Annotated in this window: 14 protein-coding genes; 9 read left to right on the plus strand and 5 right to left on the minus strand. The window is 70.3% G+C overall.

What is annotated here, in order from left to right; all coding sequences use genetic code 11:
* The first annotated feature begins 10 nt into the window (after window positions 1-10).
* The 3 genes from BMW88_RS08390 to BMW88_RS08400 are packed head-to-tail and all read left to right on the plus strand — an operon-like array spanning window position 11 to window position 3,224.
* Window positions 11-1,348 (plus strand): ABC transporter substrate-binding protein, encoded by a 1,338-nt coding sequence (locus BMW88_RS08390; RefSeq protein WP_089950005.1) that lies wholly within the window; start codon window positions 11-13, stop codon window positions 1,346-1,348.
* A gap of 11 nt (window positions 1,349-1,359) precedes the next feature.
* Complete coding sequence (locus BMW88_RS08395) at window positions 1,360-2,334, plus strand: carbohydrate ABC transporter permease (protein WP_089950006.1); 975 nt, start codon at window positions 1,360-1,362, stop codon at window positions 2,332-2,334.
* Window positions 2,331-3,224: a carbohydrate ABC transporter permease gene (locus BMW88_RS08400; protein ID WP_089950007.1), complete on the plus strand. Its 894-nt coding sequence runs from the start codon at window positions 2,331-2,333 to the stop codon at window positions 3,222-3,224. The genes BMW88_RS08395 and BMW88_RS08400 overlap by 4 nt, the downstream gene beginning before the upstream one ends.
* Here BMW88_RS08400 and BMW88_RS43150 read toward each other — a convergent pair.
* Entirely contained in the window at window positions 3,214-4,434 is a 1,221-nt protein-coding gene (locus tag BMW88_RS43150; RefSeq protein WP_089950008.1) for an RNA-guided endonuclease InsQ/TnpB family protein, read from the minus strand. The genes BMW88_RS08400 and BMW88_RS43150 overlap by 11 nt on opposite strands.
* A 164-nt stretch (window positions 4,435-4,598) precedes the next feature.
* On the opposite strand from BMW88_RS43150, the gene BMW88_RS08410 reads away from it, so the two are divergent.
* The 4 genes from BMW88_RS08410 (at window position 4,599) to BMW88_RS08420 (ending at window position 8,528) form a co-directional block, all read left to right on the plus strand.
* Entirely contained in the window at window positions 4,599-5,867 is a 1,269-nt protein-coding gene (locus tag BMW88_RS08410) for a 6-phospho-beta-glucosidase (protein ID WP_089950009.1), read from the plus strand.
* Between the two features lie 5 nt (window positions 5,868-5,872).
* Window positions 5,873-6,883, plus strand: a complete 1,011-nt coding sequence (locus BMW88_RS08415; RefSeq protein WP_089950271.1) for an N-acetylglucosamine kinase — start codon at window positions 5,873-5,875, stop codon at window positions 6,881-6,883.
* Window positions 6,884-7,181: 298 nt separating this feature from the next.
* The gene (locus BMW88_RS41720) at window positions 7,182-7,334 is read left to right on the plus strand and encodes a hypothetical protein (RefSeq protein ID WP_177220995.1); all 153 of its coding nucleotides are present in this window, start codon (window positions 7,182-7,184) and stop codon (window positions 7,332-7,334) included.
* A 435-nt stretch (window positions 7,335-7,769) separates the two neighbouring features.
* Window positions 7,770-8,528: an SGNH/GDSL hydrolase family protein gene (locus BMW88_RS08420; RefSeq protein WP_342714978.1), complete on the plus strand. Its 759-nt coding sequence runs from the start codon at window positions 7,770-7,772 to the stop codon at window positions 8,526-8,528.
* 145 nt (window positions 8,529-8,673) lie between these two features.
* On the opposite strand, the gene BMW88_RS08425 is transcribed toward BMW88_RS08420, so the two are convergent.
* Window positions 8,674-11,439 carry an AfsR/SARP family transcriptional regulator gene (locus tag BMW88_RS08425; RefSeq protein ID WP_089950011.1) on the minus strand — a complete coding sequence of 922 codons (2,766 nt, stop codon included), beginning with the start codon at window positions 11,437-11,439 and terminating at the stop codon, window positions 8,674-8,676.
* Between the two features lie 103 nt (window positions 11,440-11,542).
* Here BMW88_RS08425 and BMW88_RS08430 point away from each other — a divergent pair, with 103 nt between their 5' ends.
* Complete coding sequence (locus tag BMW88_RS08430) at window positions 11,543-12,577, plus strand: ADP-ribosylglycohydrolase family protein (protein WP_089950012.1); 1,035 nt, start codon at window positions 11,543-11,545, stop codon at window positions 12,575-12,577.
* 210 nt (window positions 12,578-12,787) lie between these two features.
* Here BMW88_RS08430 and BMW88_RS08435 read toward each other — a convergent pair whose 3' ends face one another.
* Genes BMW88_RS08435 through BMW88_RS08445 form a run of 3 tightly spaced genes read right to left on the minus strand, consistent with a single transcriptional unit; the run spans window position 12,788 to window position 15,407 of the window.
* Window positions 12,788-13,528 carry an FAD:protein FMN transferase gene (locus BMW88_RS08435; protein ID WP_245777633.1) on the minus strand — a complete coding sequence of 247 codons (741 nt, stop codon included), beginning with the start codon at window positions 13,526-13,528 and terminating at the stop codon, window positions 12,788-12,790.
* A gap of 2 nt (window positions 13,529-13,530) precedes the next feature.
* Window positions 13,531-14,034, minus strand: coding sequence for an FMN-binding protein (locus BMW88_RS08440; RefSeq protein WP_089950013.1), 504 nt, complete (start codon window positions 14,032-14,034; stop codon window positions 13,531-13,533).
* Between the two features lie 14 nt (window positions 14,035-14,048).
* A complete protein-coding gene (locus BMW88_RS08445; protein ID WP_425434625.1) occupies window positions 14,049-15,407 on the minus strand; it encodes a ferredoxin reductase family protein in 1,359 nt (452 codons plus the stop codon).
* A gap of 127 nt (window positions 15,408-15,534) precedes the next feature.
* On the opposite strand from BMW88_RS08445, the gene BMW88_RS08450 reads away from it, so the two are divergent.
* Window positions 15,535-16,251 carry a response regulator transcription factor gene (locus tag BMW88_RS08450; RefSeq protein ID WP_089950274.1) on the plus strand — a complete coding sequence of 239 codons (717 nt, stop codon included), beginning with the start codon at window positions 15,535-15,537 and terminating at the stop codon, window positions 16,249-16,251.
* Window positions 16,252-16,259: the final 8 nt, after the last annotated feature.

Below are 16,259 nucleotides of genomic sequence, written 5' to 3' on the forward strand. Positions count from 1 at the left end.
AGGAGTGCACATGCGCAAGCACACCCGTGCTGCCTTGCTCTGCGTCGCCGCAGGAATGGCTACAGCGCTGACCCTCACCGCGTGCGCGGCGGGCAAGGGCGGCGGCGCGAGCTCCGACGCCGCGGCTGCTCCTGGCAAGGACGACAAGCTGACCCTCACGGTCTGGAGCAACTACGCCGACCGCGAGTACGAAGAGGTCACCAAGGCCCTCAAGACGTTCAACCGGAAGTTCCCGAACATCGAGATCAAGCACGAGGGCTCGCAGGACGACGACAAGATCACCGCGGGCATCCGGTCGGGCAACACGCCCGACGTCGCGCTGTCGTTCACCACCGACAACATCGGGCAGTTCTGCTCCTCCGGCGCGTTCCAGCCGCTGAAGGCCTACATCGACCGCGACAAGGTCGACATGGAGCAGATCAGCCCCGCCGTCCGCGAGTACACCGAGTACAAGGGCAACCGCTGCGCGATGCCCATGCTCACCGACGTCTACGCCATGTACTACAACAAGGACCTGCTGGCGGGCGCCGGCGTCACGACCCCGCCGAAGACGCTCGACGAGCTGTACGACGCGGCCGTGAAGGCGACCAGGAAGGCGCCGAACGGTGACATCGAGGTCGCGGGCTACCTGCCCACGATGGGCTTCTACGCCAACCGCCCGACCATCCTCGCGCCGTCGTTCGGCGCGGAGTGGGAGAAGGACGGCAAGTCCTCGCTCGCGAGCTCGCCCGGCTTCACCGAGATGATGACGTTCCAGAAGAAGCTCGTCGACTTCTACGGCTACGACCGGCTGGAGCGCTTCCGCGCGGGCCTCGGCCAGGAGTACTCGGCCGACCACGCGTTCCACCAGGGCAAGATCGCGATGATGATCGACGGCGAGTACCGGACCGCCTTCCTCAAGGCGCAGGCGCCGCAGGTCAAGTTCGGCACGGCACCGTTCCCGACCTGGAAGCCCGCCGACTACGGCACCGCGTTCACCACCGGCACGATCATGGGCATCCCCAAGGGCGCCAAGAACCCCGGCGCCGCGTGGGAGCTGATCAAGCACCTGTCGTTCGACACCGACACGATCGTCGACCTCTCGAACGCCATCAAGAACGTCCCGAGCACCAAGGCCGCCATGGACAGCCCGAAGCTCGAGGTGGACGAGCAGTTCAAGACGTTCATCGACCTCGCCAGGAGCGACAAGCTCAAGGGCAACCCCGTCACCCCCATCGGGGACGCGCACATCAAGGCCGTCACCGACTTCTCGGTCTCCTACCAGTCCGGCAAGGTCGCGGACCTCGCCGCGGGCCTGAAGGAAGTCGACAAGAACATCGACGACCAGATCGCCAAGAGCGGCAAGTAGGGACCCGCGCGATGACCGCCACGCTCGGCGCGAGGCCCGCCCCCGGCAGGGGGCGGGCCCGTGCCCGCCACCGCCTCGCCGTGCTCGGGTTCATGGCCCCGGCACTCATCGGCTTCGTCCTGTTCTTCGGCTACCCGCTGGTCGCCACGGTCGTCTTCAGCTTCACGAAGTACGACCTGATCAACGCGCCGGAGTTCAACGGCCTCGACAACTACGCGTTCATGCTCAAGGACCCCCTGCTCACCAAGGCGATCACGAACACGCTGTGGTTCGTCGTGGTGCTCACGATCGCGCGCACGGTGTTCGCGCTGGGCGTGGCGTCGGTCATCGCTCGTCTCAGGTCGGGCGTCGGGCTGATCCGGACGCTCTGCTACCTGCCGTCGCTCGCGCCGCCGGTGGCCGCGACGCTCGTGTTCTTCATGGTGCTGCGCCCCAACGGCGGTCCGGTGGACAGCCTGCTCGGGGTCTTCGGGATCGACTCCCCGCTGTGGTTCTCCGACCCGGCGTGGGCCAAACCCGGCATCACCGCGATCATGCTGTGGATCTCCGGCGACCTGATGATCATCATCCTGGCCGCGATCCTCGACGTCCCCCAGGAGCAGTACGAGGCCGCCGAGCTCGACGGCGCCGGCCCGATCCGCCGCTGGTGGCACGTCACCCTGCCGACGATCTCCCCCGTGCTGCTCTTCGGCGTCGTGAACTCGGTGATCCTCGCGCTTCAGCTCTTCACGCAGGCGGTCGTCGCGGGGTCGGCCGGCTCGGGAGCGGCGGACGCGACCGGCTCGACCAAGTACCTCGGCTTCCCGGACAACTCCACGCTGACGTTCCCGGTCTACCTCTACACACAGGGCTTCCGCTACTTCGACATGGGCTACGCGGCCGCGATGGCCACCGTCCTGTTCGTCATCTCGTTCGCCGTGACCATCGTGCTGGTCCAGCGGATGCGCAAGAACTCCACCGCCGAGGAAGGAGGCCCGGGAGCATGACCGCCACGCTGACCAAACCACCGGTCGACGCACCAGCGGACCCGGTGCGGCCGCGCCGCGAGCGCAACGCCGGCGGCCTCCTGCACTGGGTCGCCACGCACGCGATCGGCCTCGCACTCGGCCTGATGTTCGCCACGCCCGTCGTGTTCGTCTTCCTCACCGCGGTGATGTCGGACGACCAGGCGTTCACCGCGGACCTGTGGCCGCGCGAGTGGCACTGGGAGAACTTCGTCGAGGTCTTCGACAAGGCCCCGCTGCTGCGGTACCTGGTCAACAGCCTCACCTACTCGCTGCTCGCGACGCTCGGCATGCTGATCTCGTCGATCCCCGCCGCCTACGCGCTGGCGAAGCTGCGGTGGCGCGGGCGGAACGTGGCCTTCCTGCTCGTCATCGGCGCGATGATGCTGCCGCCGCAGGTCGTGGCCGTGCCGCTGTACGACACCTGGTCCTCGCTGGGCCTGACGGGCACGCTGTGGCCGTTGATCGTGCCGTACTTCCTGTTCGACGCGTTCAGCATCTTCCTGCTGCGCCAGTTCATGCTCACCATCCCGCAGTCCTACGTGGACGCCGCGCGGGTGGACGGCTGCTCGGAGTTCCAGACGCTGGTGCGGATCATCGTGCCGATGGCCAAGCCCGGCATCGCGGCCACGGCGCTGTTCTGCTTCCTCTTCACCTGGAACGACTACTTCGGTCCGCTGCTCTACACCGGCGAGGTCAAGGACCAGTGGACGTTGTCGCTGGCGCTGGCGACGTTCAAGGGCATGCACATCGTGCAGTGGAACTCGTCGATGGCGGTGACGTTCCTGACGATGATCCCGGCCGTCGTGCTCTTCGTCTTCGCCCAGAAGTCGTTCGTCAAGGGAATCACGTTCACGGGAGTCAAGGGTTGACTTCCTCCCGCTCGTGCACGAGGAGATTCCCACGGCTCGCGCCGCGGGGTTTCTGCTTCGTCGCCGACAGCCCGCCCGGAGTGTTCCGTTGAGGTCTTACACCGGCTCCACAGACCGACACCGCCAGCCCCGCGGCCAAGATGTTGCGTGCCGCGTTCACGTCCCGATCATGGGTCGTGCCGCAGCCACAGGTCCACGTGCGCACGTGCAGCGGCATCGTCGGCGCGAGCACGCCGCAGATCGAGCACAGCTTGGACGACGGGAACCAGCGATCAACCACGATCACTTGCCGTCCGTACCAGCCGGCTTTGTACTCCAGCAACTGCCGGAACTGTCGCCATCCCGCGTCACCGATGGCGCGGGCCAGGCTCCGGTTGCGAACCATGTTGGACACGGCCAGGTCCTCGATCACGAGCGTTTGGGTCTCACGCACGAGCCGAGTGGTGACCTTGTGCAGGAAGTCCGATCGCCGGTCGGCGATCCGGGCGTGCACGCGAGCGACTCCGACGCGTGCCCTGGCCCGGTTGCGGCTGCCCTTCTGCTTGCGGCACAGGGCTCGCTGGGCCCTCGCCAGCGCGGTCCGGTCCCGGCGTCCGTGCCGGGGATTGCCGATCTTCTCGCCGGTCGACAGCACCAGCAGGTGATCGATGCCGACGTCGATCCCGACCACGGAATCCACCACGGGCAGCGGAGTCACGCTCGGGTCTTCGCACAGCATGGACACGAACCAGCGGCCTGCCGCGTCCCGCGACACGGTCACCGTCGAGGGCACTGCCCCCTCGGGCAGTGGCCGCGACCAACGGATGTCCAGCGGCTCGGCCATCTTGGCCAGCGTCAGCGCGCCATCCCGCCAGCGGAAGGCCGAGCGCGTGTACTCGGCACTGGCGCGCGACTTCTTGCGCGACTTGAACCGCGGATGCCTGGCACGCTTGGCGAAGAAGCCCGCGAAAGCCATCTGCAAATGTCGCAGCGTCTGCTGGAGCGGTACCGCCGACACCTCGTTGAGGAACGCCAGCTCCTCGGTGCGCTTCCAGGCAGTCAGCAGCGCCGAAGTGGCGCCGTAACCGATCCGTTCCCCGCGCTGCGCCCATGCCTCGGCACGAACGTGCAACGCCAGGTTGTAGACCCTGCGGACACATCCGAACGTGCGCGACAGCTCCACAGCCTGCGTCTCGCTCGGGTAGAAGCGATACCGGAACGCACGCTTCACCTGCCCATTCGCCGTTCACAAGCTATCAAGCCGTTGCTCGACCCCACCGGGCCGGTGGCTGAACACCACGGCGCGTTGACGGCTGACCGGCGATCTGCGCCCTGTTCAGCAGGGGTTCGTCTCCTCCCCGCCCCGTCGGACGGAATCTTCTCGAAGGACTGCACATGAAACTCACCGTCGTCGGAGGCGGTTCCACCTACACACCCGAGCTGGTCGACGGCATCGCCGGCCGTCGCACCAGCCTGGCGGTGGACGAGATCGTCCTGGTCGACCCGGACGAGCACCGCTTGGGCATCGTCGGCCCGTTCAGCCGCCGCCTGCTGGAGCACGCGGGCCACCCGGCGAAGGTGCGCACCACCACGTCGCTCGAAGAGGGCGTCGAGGGTGCGGCCGCGGTGCTGCTGCAACTGCGCGTGGGCGGCCAGAAGGCTCGCGCGTCGGACGAGACGTTCCCGTTGGCCTGCGGATGCGTCGGCCAGGAGACCACCGGCGCGGGAGGTCTCGCGAAGGCCCTGCGGACCGTGCCGGTGGTCCTGGACATCGCGGACGAGGTTCGCCGGATCGCCGGGCCGGACACCTGGATCGTGAACTTCACGAACCCGGTCGGCATCGTGACGCGCGCCCTGCTGCAGGCCGGTCACCGGGCGATCGGCCTGTGCAACGTGGCGATCACGTTCCAGCGCTGGACCTCCGCGCTGCTCGGCGTCGATCCGTCCACTGTGGAGCTGGAGCACGTCGGCCTGAACCACCTGACGTGGGAGCGCGGCGTGCTCGTCGACGGCGTCGACCGCCTGCCGGAGCTGCTGGCCGACCACGTCGAGGGCCTGGCGGAGCACATCGGCATCGACGGCGCGCTGATGCGGCGCCTGAACATGGTGCCGTCGTACTACCTGAACTACTTCTACAACCACGACGCCGTGCTGCAGAAGCAGCTCGGCTCACCACCGCGCGCCGAGGTCGTCGCGGCGGTCGAGGAGGAGCTGCTCGACATCTACCGCGACCCGTCGGTCGTGACGAAGCCGGACCAGCTCGGGCAGCGCGGCGGTGCGTACTACTCCGAGGCGGCCGTGCAGCTCGTGCACGCCCTGACCGGTGGCGCGGGCGCCGAGCGGCACGTGGTGAACGTGCGGAACAACGGCGCCCTGCCGTTCCTGCCGGACGACGCCGTGGTCGAAGTGTCGTCCACTGTGGACTCATCCGGTGGCGTGCCGCTGCCGGTCCGCCCCGTGGAACCGGCCATCTCCGGCCTGATCTCGCACGTGACCGCGTACGAGCACCTGGCTCTGGAGGCGGCGGTCCGCGGTGGCCGCGACCGGGTGGCGAACGCGCTGCTCGCCCACCCGCTGATCGGCCAGCACGCCATCGCGGACCGGCTGGCCGACGAGCTGATCGCGCAGAACCGCGACCTGCTGCCGTGGGTGAAGGGAGCTTGACGACGATGACCGACCGGGTGCTGGCCATCGACGGCGGCAACAGCAAGACCGCCGTCCTGCTGGTCGACGCGAACGGCAAGGTGCTGGCGCAGGTCCGCGGCCCCGGCGCCCCGCCGCAGACCGTGGGCATGAAGCGCGGCCTGGACGTGTTCGAAGGCCTGGCCCGCGAAGCCGCGGCCCAGGCGGGCCTGTCCCCCGACGAGCCGATCGCCACGCACACCGCCGCCTACCTGGCGGGAGCCGACCTCCCCCGCGAGGAGGAGGACCTGACGCGAGCGATCACCGAACGGGGCTGGTCCCCCTCGGTGGTGGTCGGCAACGACACGTTCGCCCTGCTGAGGTCCGGCACGGCGGCCGGCGTGGGCGTGGCGGTGGTCTGCGGCGCCGGCATCAACGCCGTGGGCGTGGCAGCCGACGGCCGAACCCACCGCTTCCCCGCCCTGGGCCCGATCTCCGGCGACTGGGGCGGCGGCGGCCACCTGGGCGAGCAGGCCCTCTGGCTGGCGGTCCGAGCGGAGGACGGCAGGGGCAGGCCCACCGAACTGCTCCCCGCCCTGCTCCAGCACTACGGCGAGTCCTCGATCCTCGACGTGGTGGAGAAACTCCACTTCGAGGAGGTCAGGTTCGACCCGCACGTCCTCTGCCCGATCCTGTTCGAGGTGGCGGCGGCAGGCGACGCCGTGGCACAAACGGTGGTCGATCGCCTGATCGAGGAGATCGTCCTGCTTTCCACCGTGTCCCTGCGAAAGCTGGACCTGGTGAACGACGCCGTGGACGTGGTCCTGGGCGGCGGCGTCATGACCGGCACGGGCGACACCGTCCTGGTCCCGGTCCGCGAGCAGGTCCTGAGAATCGCCCCCGCGGCCAGGGTGAGGGTGGTCGACCTCCCCCCGGTGGTGGGCGCCGCCCTGCTGGGCCTGGACACCATCGGCGCCGCACCGGCCGCGGAACTGCGCCTGCGCTCGGCCTACGACGACCACGTCCCCACCTCCCTGAACGTGGCCGCCAGCGGCTGACCCAGCCCCCTCTGGAGGCGATGACCGGCACCGGAAACGCGGGGCCCCCGCGTTCCCCTGAGGGGAACGCGGGGGCCCCGCGTTTCCGGCCCAAGCCCACTGCCCGGGCGACGCCGCAGGCCAGCCGTCTTGCCCCAATGAGGCGTCGGCTCCCGACATCGCGAGTGACAAGTACGAAGTGGCCACGTACGAACCAGAAAAGCCCTAAGGCACCGCCACAACCGACTCAGAAGGCTCAACCGACAAAACCGGCCCAGCGGACACACCAGGCAACTCCGAAGGCAGAACAGTCGTCCCCATGACGCTCTCCCGAACCACCGGCACCTCCGGAGTGACCACAGGCGTGGAATGCGGCGGCGAGGTGGTCACCACCGGCCGACCGGCCGATGACGCCCGGGAGGACGACCGCGCCGCCACGGTGGCGGAAGGGGTGAACTCCATGGGCGGCTGATCCCCTCCCACCACGGAGGGTTCGGACGGAGCAGCCCCGGACGGCTCCCCGAGCCGGGCGGCCGGCCCGGTGCTCAGGACCACCCCGGCGAGAGCCCCGGCTGTGACAAGCGCTACGCCAAGAGAAATGGAGGGAAGCGGCAAACCAGAACGCACCCGGCAGAAGGTAGCGATCGAACTGGACGAATCCCCCGAACTCACTCGAGCTTCCCTCGATCGAGTGGTAAAAGAATCGTCACCCACAGCCATGAACCCTACGATGCCGTAACCGACGGTGGCGTAACCAGCGGTTGTTTGTGCATGCTGACCAGTCGCCCGCGGCCGAAAGCCGCCGACGAAACCGGGAAAGCGGACCCGCGGACGCGACCGGGGCCGCAGAATCGGGCGAGGAGTGCGCAAGAAGGGGGATGTTGTGCTGCTGCGATGGAACAGTCTGGTGGCCCTGGGGGACAGCTTCACCGAGGGCATGGACGACCCTGGACCCGGAGACACCTACCTGGGCTGGGCGGACCGCCTGGCCAGCATGATCGCGCAGAACGCGCCGGGCTTCCGGTACGCCAACTTCGCGATCAGGGGCAAGATGCTGCAGGAGATCATCGACGAGCAGGTGCCGCTCGCGATCTCCCTCAAGCCCGACCTCGTCACGTTCTGCGGGGGCGGCAACGACATCCTCGTGCCCAACAGCGACCCGGACGCGCTGGCCGAGGTCTACGAGGTGGCGGTGGCGGACCTCCGGGCCGCCGGCTGCGACGTCGTGATCTTCACCGGCTTCGACACGCGCAGCACGCCCCTGCTCAGGAGCCTGCGGGGCAAGGTGGCGATCTACAACGCGCACCTGTGGTCGATCGCCGAGCGCTACCACTGCCGGATGGTCGACCTCTGGTCGATGCACGTGCTGCACGACCGTCGCGCGTGGAGCGCCGACCGGCTGCACCTCTCGCCGGAGGGGCACCAGCGGGTCGCTCTCAAGGCCGCCGAGGTGCTCGGGCTGACGAACGACCAGGCGTGGAGCGAGCCGTGGCCCGCACTTGTGCACACCGACTGGGTCACGCAGCGCAAGGCCGACCTGAAATGGGCGCGCGAGCACGTGGTGCCGTGGATCGGCAGGCAGTTGCGGGGTGAGTCCATGGGCGACGGCCTGGTGCCGAAGCGGCCGGAGCTGCTGCCGTTCGCGCTGTGCGCGGAGGAGAGCTAGCAAGAGCAGAGAGCCCGACCGGCACTCTCCCCCGAATGCCGGTCGGGCCTTCCAGGTGCAGGCGCCTTACCCCCTCGGTAATCCCCCACTCGGCGACCTGCACGTCCAACATCCCATGTTTTGGGACCAGTCGACTAAACGCCCGCTAAACCTCGGAGGACAGCGCGTCCAGCGCGGCCCGCACCTCGATCGCCCGTGCCGAGTTGACCTGCGAGAACAACCGCAGTGCCTCGGTCAGTTCCGCCGCCGCGGCAACCCATTCCGCCCGTCGGAGCAACACCCCGCCGAGCACGTGGCGGCCGAAGCCCTCCAGGTGGGTCACCTCGGCGACGGCGGCCTGGTCGACGACCTGCCTGGCGAGCGACTCCGCCTGGTCCAGCGAGCCCGCCTGCAGGTGCAGCTCGGCCAGGTTGGCCAGCCCGCGGAGCAACGCCACCTGGTCGCCGGAGCGGCGGTACACCTCGACCGCGTGGGCCTGGTGCTGCAACGCGACCTCCACGCGGCCGCGGGCCTGTTCGACCTGCGCCACGTTGTTGAGCCCGTGGCCCTCGCCGACGACGTCGCCGGACTGCTGGGCGAGCTGCACGGACTCCCAGAAGTGCAGCAGCGCCTCGTCGTGCTGCTCCAACCGGAACAGGACGTCCGCGAGCTGGGCGAGCGTCAGCACCAGGTACTGGCGCTCGCCCAGCTCCACCGCGAGCCGGTGCGCACGGCGGGCGTCCGGCAGCAGGACGGGGCGTCCCAGCCGGGCGTTCGTCGTGTAGGCCGTGTCCAGCATCAGGACCTGGCCGAGGCGGCTCCCCGTCACCTCGGCCGAGGCCAGGCCGAACCCGACCAGCGCCACCCACTCCCCCGTGAGCGCGCGCACGGTCGCGTAGGTGTGCAGCAGCCTCACCAGCTGCCACACCTGGTCGTGCAGGCCCGCCTCGGCGGACGCGTGCACGACCGCGACGACGTTGGGCCACTCCCGGTCGAACCAGGCGATCGGGTCGCCGTAGGCCGGCAACGGCGTGGACCCGTTGTCGCCCAACGCGAAGTCCAGCCCGTCCCTGGCCGGCCGGATGGCGCGGCGGGCGTGGTCGCAGGCGACGAGGTAGTAGTTCACCAGGCGCCGCAACGAGTCCCGGTCCGACCGGCCCGCCCCGCGCACGTGCAGGCGCACCAGCTCGTGCATCGTGTACCCGTCCGGCCACGGTTCGACCAGCAGGTTCACCCCGACGAGCTGGGAGAGCCGGTCGCGGGCCGACTCGACGCGGGTGCGCGTGAGCGCGGCCACGGCGTGCGAGGACATCCAGCGTCCGGGCGCCAAGCCCACCGACGTGAAGACCTCGCCCAGGTCGGCCGGCAGGTCGCGGGTCGACAGGTCCAGCGCCCGCGACACCCCCACCCCCGCCTCCGGCAGGTTCAGGCCGCGCATCCGGTGCCCGTCGTCGGCCAGCTCCCCCACCAGCTCCTCGACGGTCCACTCCGGACTGATCACGAGCTTGGCCGCGGCCACCCGCAGTGCCAGCGGCAGCCCGCCGCACAGCTCGGCGAGCTTGCGCGCCGCCGCCGGGTCCTCCGCCGACAGCGGCTTGCCCAGCACTTCGTCCACGAGCTCACGGGCCGCGTCGTCGTCCAGCGGGCCGAGCTTGCGCACGCGGGCGCTGTTCGTGACGACGAGCCGTTCCAGCCGGCTGCGCGACGTCACCAGCACCACCGAGCCGGACCCCGGCGGCAGCAGCGGCTGGACCTGCTCGACGGCCGTGGCGTCGTCCAGCACCACCAGCACGCGGCGGCGGTTGAGCAGCGACCGGTACAGCCCGACGCGGTCTTCCACCGCGACCGGCACGCCGTCCGCCGGCACGCCCAGCGCCACCAGGAACCTGGTCAGCACCTCGCCCGGTTCGGCGTCGCCGAGCGACGCGAACAGCACGCCGTGCGGGAACATCTCGGAGTTCTCGTGGCCCCACGTGATCGCGAGGGCGCTCTTGCCGACACCGGGCGGGCCGGTCAGCACCGCCACGGTCGTCGCGAGCAGGTTCCTGGCGGCGCAGAGGTCGTCGAGCCACGCCTTGTCGTCGTCGCGCCCGAACAGCCGGGTCGCGGACGCGGGCAGCAGCGCCGGCGCCACGATCCCCGCCCGCGGTGCGACGGGACGCGACTCGACCGGGCCGACCACGGCGAGCGCCGGATCGTCGCGCAGCACCTGTTCCTGCAGCAGCCGCAGCTCGGGACCGGGGTCGATGCCCAGCTCGTCCGCCGCGCGGCGCTGGAACCGCTGGTAGGTCTCGAGGGCGTCGGCGCGCTGCCCGGACCGGTACAGGGCGCGCATGCTGTGCGCGACCAGGCGTTCGCGGAACGGGTACTCGGTGCACAGCCCGCGCAGCTCGCCCACGAGCTCCAGGTGGCGGCCGAGCTCCAGCTCGGCGTCGATGCGCTCCTCCAGTGCCGAGAGCCGCAGCTCTTCGAGGTCGGAGGTCATCGGGTCGCCCGGCACGTCGGCGAGCACCGGCCCGCGCCAGAGCCCCAGCGCCTCGCGCAGCAAGCCCGCCCTGATGGCGGCGGGCTTGCCGCGGGACGACGCCACGAGCTGCCGGGCGCGGTGCAGGTCGAGGCGCCAGGGGTCCACGGTCAGCTGGTACCCGGTCGGCGTGGTGCGGATGGTCGCCGAGCGCGTGGGATCGGCCTCCTCCAGCACCTTGCGCAGCCGGGAGACGTAACCGTGCACGATCGTTCGCGCGGTGGCGGGCGGCGAGTCCGTCCAGAGCGCGTCGACGATCTGGTCGATCGAGACGGGTCGGTTCGCCTCGACGACCAGCATGGCCAGCAGGCCGCGCATGCCGCGCCGGCCCAGGTGGACGAGCCGTCCGTCCGCGAGGACCTGGAGTGGTCCGAGCACGCCGAACTCGAGTCCGGTTTTGCTCCGCATACCCCTCCTTCTCCCGTGCTGACCTCGTCACTTCAACAGGTGCGGGAGGGGCCGTCTCAGATACAAGTGCGGCCCGAGTTGGACGAGACGCTACTGTTCATCCGTGCCGCGAGATCGGAACTCCGTGGTTGACCGCGGCGCCGGGTGCCTCCTCGGCGGCGCTCTCGGTGATGCCCTGGGCGCGCCCGTGCAGTACCTCGGCTGGGCCGACATCCAGCGCGAACACGGTCCCGAGGGCGTGCTGGCGCCGCCGAAGCCCGCCCTGTTCACCGACGACACCCAGCTCACGCTCTTCACCGCCGACGGCTACCTGCGCGCGTGGGTGCGCGGGAAGAGGACGGGCGAGTGGGAGCCGGCGGAGATGGTGTGGCACAGCTACCGGCGCTGGCTCGTCACCCAGCAGCAGCCCGCCCCCGAACAGGGTGCGGTGGGCCTGCTCGCGGACGAGAGGCTGTACGAGAGCCGTTCGCCGGGGCTGACGTGCCTGCGCGCGCTGGCCGCGGAAACACCGTCCACACCGGAGAACCCGCACAACGAGTCGTCCGGCTGCAACGGCGTCACGCGCACCGCGCCCGCCGGCTTCGCGCCGTCCGCGGCGATCGCGTACGACCTGGGCTGCCGGTTCGCCGCGCTGACGCACGGCGGCACGGGCGGCTGGGTGTCCGGCGGCGCGCTCGCGCTGCTGGTCCACCTGCTCGCCGTGAAGGGCAGGCCGCTGCGCGAGGCGATCGACCAGGTCATCGGCCGGGTGTTGCGCGACGACACCTACACCGCGACGGTGCTGACCCGCGCGGTGGTGCTGGCCGAGGAGCACGACGGCGACTCGTCCGTGCGCGTCGACCGGCTGGGCAGCGGCTGGACCGGCCCGGAGGCGCTGGCCATCGCCGTCTACACCGTGCTCACGCACCCGAAGCCGGTGCAGTTCGTGGACGCGATGCGGGCCGCCGCCAACCACTCCGGCGGAAGTGACGCGACGGCGGCGCTGACCGGGAACATCCTCGGCGCGCTGCACGGCACCGAGGCGCTGCCCCGCGACTGGCTGAGCGGGCTCGAGATGGTGGACGTGCTGGACGCGATGGGCCGGGACCTCGGCATGTCCGCCGTGAACATCGACTTCAACGAGGACCGTTACGCCTGACCGGCTTCGCACCCGCGAGACGTCCGGTCCGGCGGCGGGAACAGAAAGAGCCCGTCCGGCGCGCGCTCCCGAATTCGCTCGCCGGACAGGCTCTCTCGCACGAGTTGTTGGTCGACAGCAGGCCGGGTCTTGCCCCGAGCGCGAGCTCCGATCCAGCTCTTGATCAACGAGAAACGTGCCCCGGAGTCAAAGCTCCGTTGGCCTGGCATGTTAACAGAGGTGTACCGGAAGTCCAGGACTCGAGTGCACGCGTCGATCTTCGTCGACGATGAAGACCTCGCACCCCTCCTGCGCGGCCGCCCACCCGATCCCGTCCCTGCCCAGCGCAAACGCTGCTGTGGCGGTGGTGTCCGCGATCGCGAGGTCGTCGGCGAAAATCGTCACCGACAGGAGTCCGGTGACGGGCTCGCCGGTCCGGCCGTCGACGATGTGGTGCCCGCGCTCGTACAACGCTGACGTGGCAACGGCTCCGTCCCGCACGCCGAGCACGACGCAGACCTGGTCGGCGAGATCGGGATGGCGAACGCCCACGCGCCAAGGCTTTCCCGGTTCGGGCTCGCCGGAGGTCACGACGTCACCGCCCGCGTTGACGCAGAACGAGGTCGCCCCGCCCTCGCGCAGGACGTCCGCGGCCCGCTGCACGGCCCAGCCCTTCACGACCGCGCACGGGTCGAGCCCGCGGCCGGGCACGTTCGCCGTGAACGCGCCGCCGGTCGACTCCTCGTACCAGTCGCACAGGGAGAGGACCTCGACCAGATCCGGGGTGAGCTCCTCCACGCCGAGCTCACCCCGGTCCAGTCTGGACACTTCGCTGCTCGGCTTGAACGGCGAGAACCGCTCGTCCGCCTCCCTCAGCCACGCGAAGGCCCGGTCGGCCAGTGCGGCGTCGCCGTCACGCAGGTCCACCGAGATCGGCAGGCCCATGATGTGCTCGACGCGCCGCACGGCCACGCCTACCGCGCTCCGTCGATCGCGGCCTGCAGCGACTGCCGGTAGCCCTCGGAGGTCGCCGTCGCGCCGGACACCGTGTCGATGTCCGCGCTCTGCGCCTTGAGCGCCGACTCCCGCAGCAGCGGCAGCGCCATCCTGGTCGGGTTGCTGTTGGGCGCCCGCAACGCCTTGACGTCGGTGATCTTGGCGCTCTGGAAGGTGACCTGCACCTGCACGGTGCCTTCCGACGTCTGCACCGCCGGCCCGGACACGGTGCGGGGCTGGGCCTGCTGCGGTTGCGGCTGCTGGGCCGACGGCGCGGCTCCGGTCGCCCTGGGCGCGGTGGACCCGCTCGCCTTCGGCGCGGACGCCGTCGTCTGCGGCGCGGACTGTTGTTGTTGCTGCTGCTGGGTTTCCGGCGCGGCAACCTCGCTGATCTCGCCCCCGTGGCCGGAGCCCGGCGAGTACAGCCAGACCGGGACCAGGCCGGCCACGCTCAGCGCCAGGACGGGAATTGCCCTCTTCACGTCGTCGGACCCCTTCAGTCGGCCAGCGCGAAGCGCTCGGCGTGGACCTGGTTGGCAGGCACTCCCAGCTCGTCGAGGCTGCGGACCACGGCGTCGGTCATGCCGTTCGGGCCGCAGATGAAGACGTCGCGGTCCTGCACGTCCGGCACCAGCGCGGCGATGTTCTCCGGGCCGAGCAGCGGACCGTTCGCGGTGATGGTCTTCGAGGACCCGGTGACCAGGCGCAGCACCGCGCCCTTCGCCCTGACCAGTCCTTCGATCTCGCGCAGCAGCACGGCTTCCCGCGGGTCGCTCACCCGGTACAGCACCACGACGTGGCCCCGGATCTCCTCCAGCAGCGCGCGGATCGGCGTGACGCCGACACCACCGGCGACGAGGAGCGCGTTCGCCTTGGTCTGGTGCATGGTCGTGAAGGCGCCGTACGGCCCCTCGGCGAACACCCTGGTGCCGACCCGGACGTTGCGGACGTCGGCGCTGCCCTCGCCGAGCGCCTTCGCGGTGAGCCGCAGGTACTTGCCGTTCGGCGCCGCGGACAGCGAGAACGGGTTGGCCTGCCACCAGCGGTCCTTGGTCAGGAAGCGCCAGAGGAAGAACTGGCCCGCCTTCGCGCCCAGCCGGTCGAGGTCCCTGCCCTCGATGTAGACCGAGACGACGTTGTGCGCCTCCGGCACGACGGCGGCGACGCGGAACTGATGGCGCCAGTTGCGCCAGAGCGGGAGCACCAGCCGGCCGGCGAAGACCGAGCCGAGCGCGACCGTCCAGAGCCCCCACCAGTACCCGGTCGCGAGCGCGGAGTTGCGGAACGTGCTGCCGACCGCGACCTGGTGCGTGAAGGCGAGGAAGATCGCGATGTAGGTGTAGAGGTGGATGAAGTGCCAGGTCTCGTAGGCCATCCGGCGCCGCGCGAAGCGGGCGGAGACCACGCCGACGACCATGATGATCGCCCACGCCACGAGCGCGCGGAGGATGCCCTCCAGCTCGGTGGCCTGGCGTACGACCTCGGCGACGGGGCCCTCGTCACCGGCGTTGCCGAACGCGATGAAGACCAGGTGGCCGACCAGCATCCAGAAGATCGTGAAGCCCACCCACCGGTGCCACGAGGTCAGCTTGTCCATGCCCAGCCGGCGGTCGAGCCACGGCAGCCGCGCGACCAGCAGGAGCTGGAACGCCATCGCGAGCGCGCCGTACAGACCCGTCAGCCGGCCGAGGTTCACCAGCTTGTCGGAGCCGGTGCCGGCCGCGTCGAACAGGTAGGTGACGAACGCCGCGTTGGCCAGGAGGAACAGGGAGAGACCGGCTTTGGCCAGCGCCTTGTGCGGCGTCGCCCGCCCGGCCGGAGCCGGTCGCACGGGGTGCGGCAGGGTGGTCGTCACGGCGGGCTCCTCGATCGGGCGGTCGCTGGCGGTCTTCGTCGGTCGTGGTCGATCCTCTGCGCCGGAGCTGTGGCTCCGCTTTGCCCGGGCTGTCGACTTCCTGTCGATCGAGCGGGCGGAGCACCAGGTGACGCACCATGAGCACGTGGACAAGGGGAACTCGGTTCGATTGCTCGTCGTGGACGACGAGCCGCACATCGCTGACCTGGTCGCGACGGTCGCCCGGTACGAGGGCTGGCAGGCCACCACCGCGCTCAACGGCGAGGACGCGCTCAGGGAGGCCGCCGAGTTCCAGCCGGACATCGTCGTGCTCGACCTCATGCTGCCTGACCTGGACGGATTCACCGTTCTCGATCGGATGCGGGCGGCCGGCGCGATGGTCCCAGTGGTGTTCTTGACCGCCCGTGACGGCACCGCGGACCGTGTGGCGGGACTCACCCGAGGCGGCGACGACTACCTCGTGAAGCCTTTTTCCGTCGAGGAGCTGATGGCCCGCCTGCGGGCCGTGCTGCGCCGTTCGACGGGCCCGTCGTGGAAGCGTTCCGTGCTGAAGGTCGCCGACCTGGTGATGGACGAGGACACGCGCGAGGTCCGCCGGGGCGGCAAGCTGGTGACGCTGACGCCGACCGAGTACGAGCTGCTGCGCTACCTGATGCGCCGCTCGCCGGCCGTGCTGACGAAGGCGCAGATCCTCGACCACGTGTGGGAGTACGACTTCGGCGGCCGCTCGAACGTGGTCGAGCTGGTCATCTCCCACCTGCGCCGCAAGCTCGACGACGGCCGCGAGCCGCTGATCCACACCGTGCGCGGCGTGGGGTACGTGCTCCGCCGAGCCGCGGAGTGAGCGGACCC

This window comes from Lentzea xinjiangensis (assembly GCF_900110955.1).
Classification (GTDB): domain Bacteria; phylum Actinomycetota; class Actinomycetes; order Mycobacteriales; family Pseudonocardiaceae; genus Lentzea; species Lentzea xinjiangensis.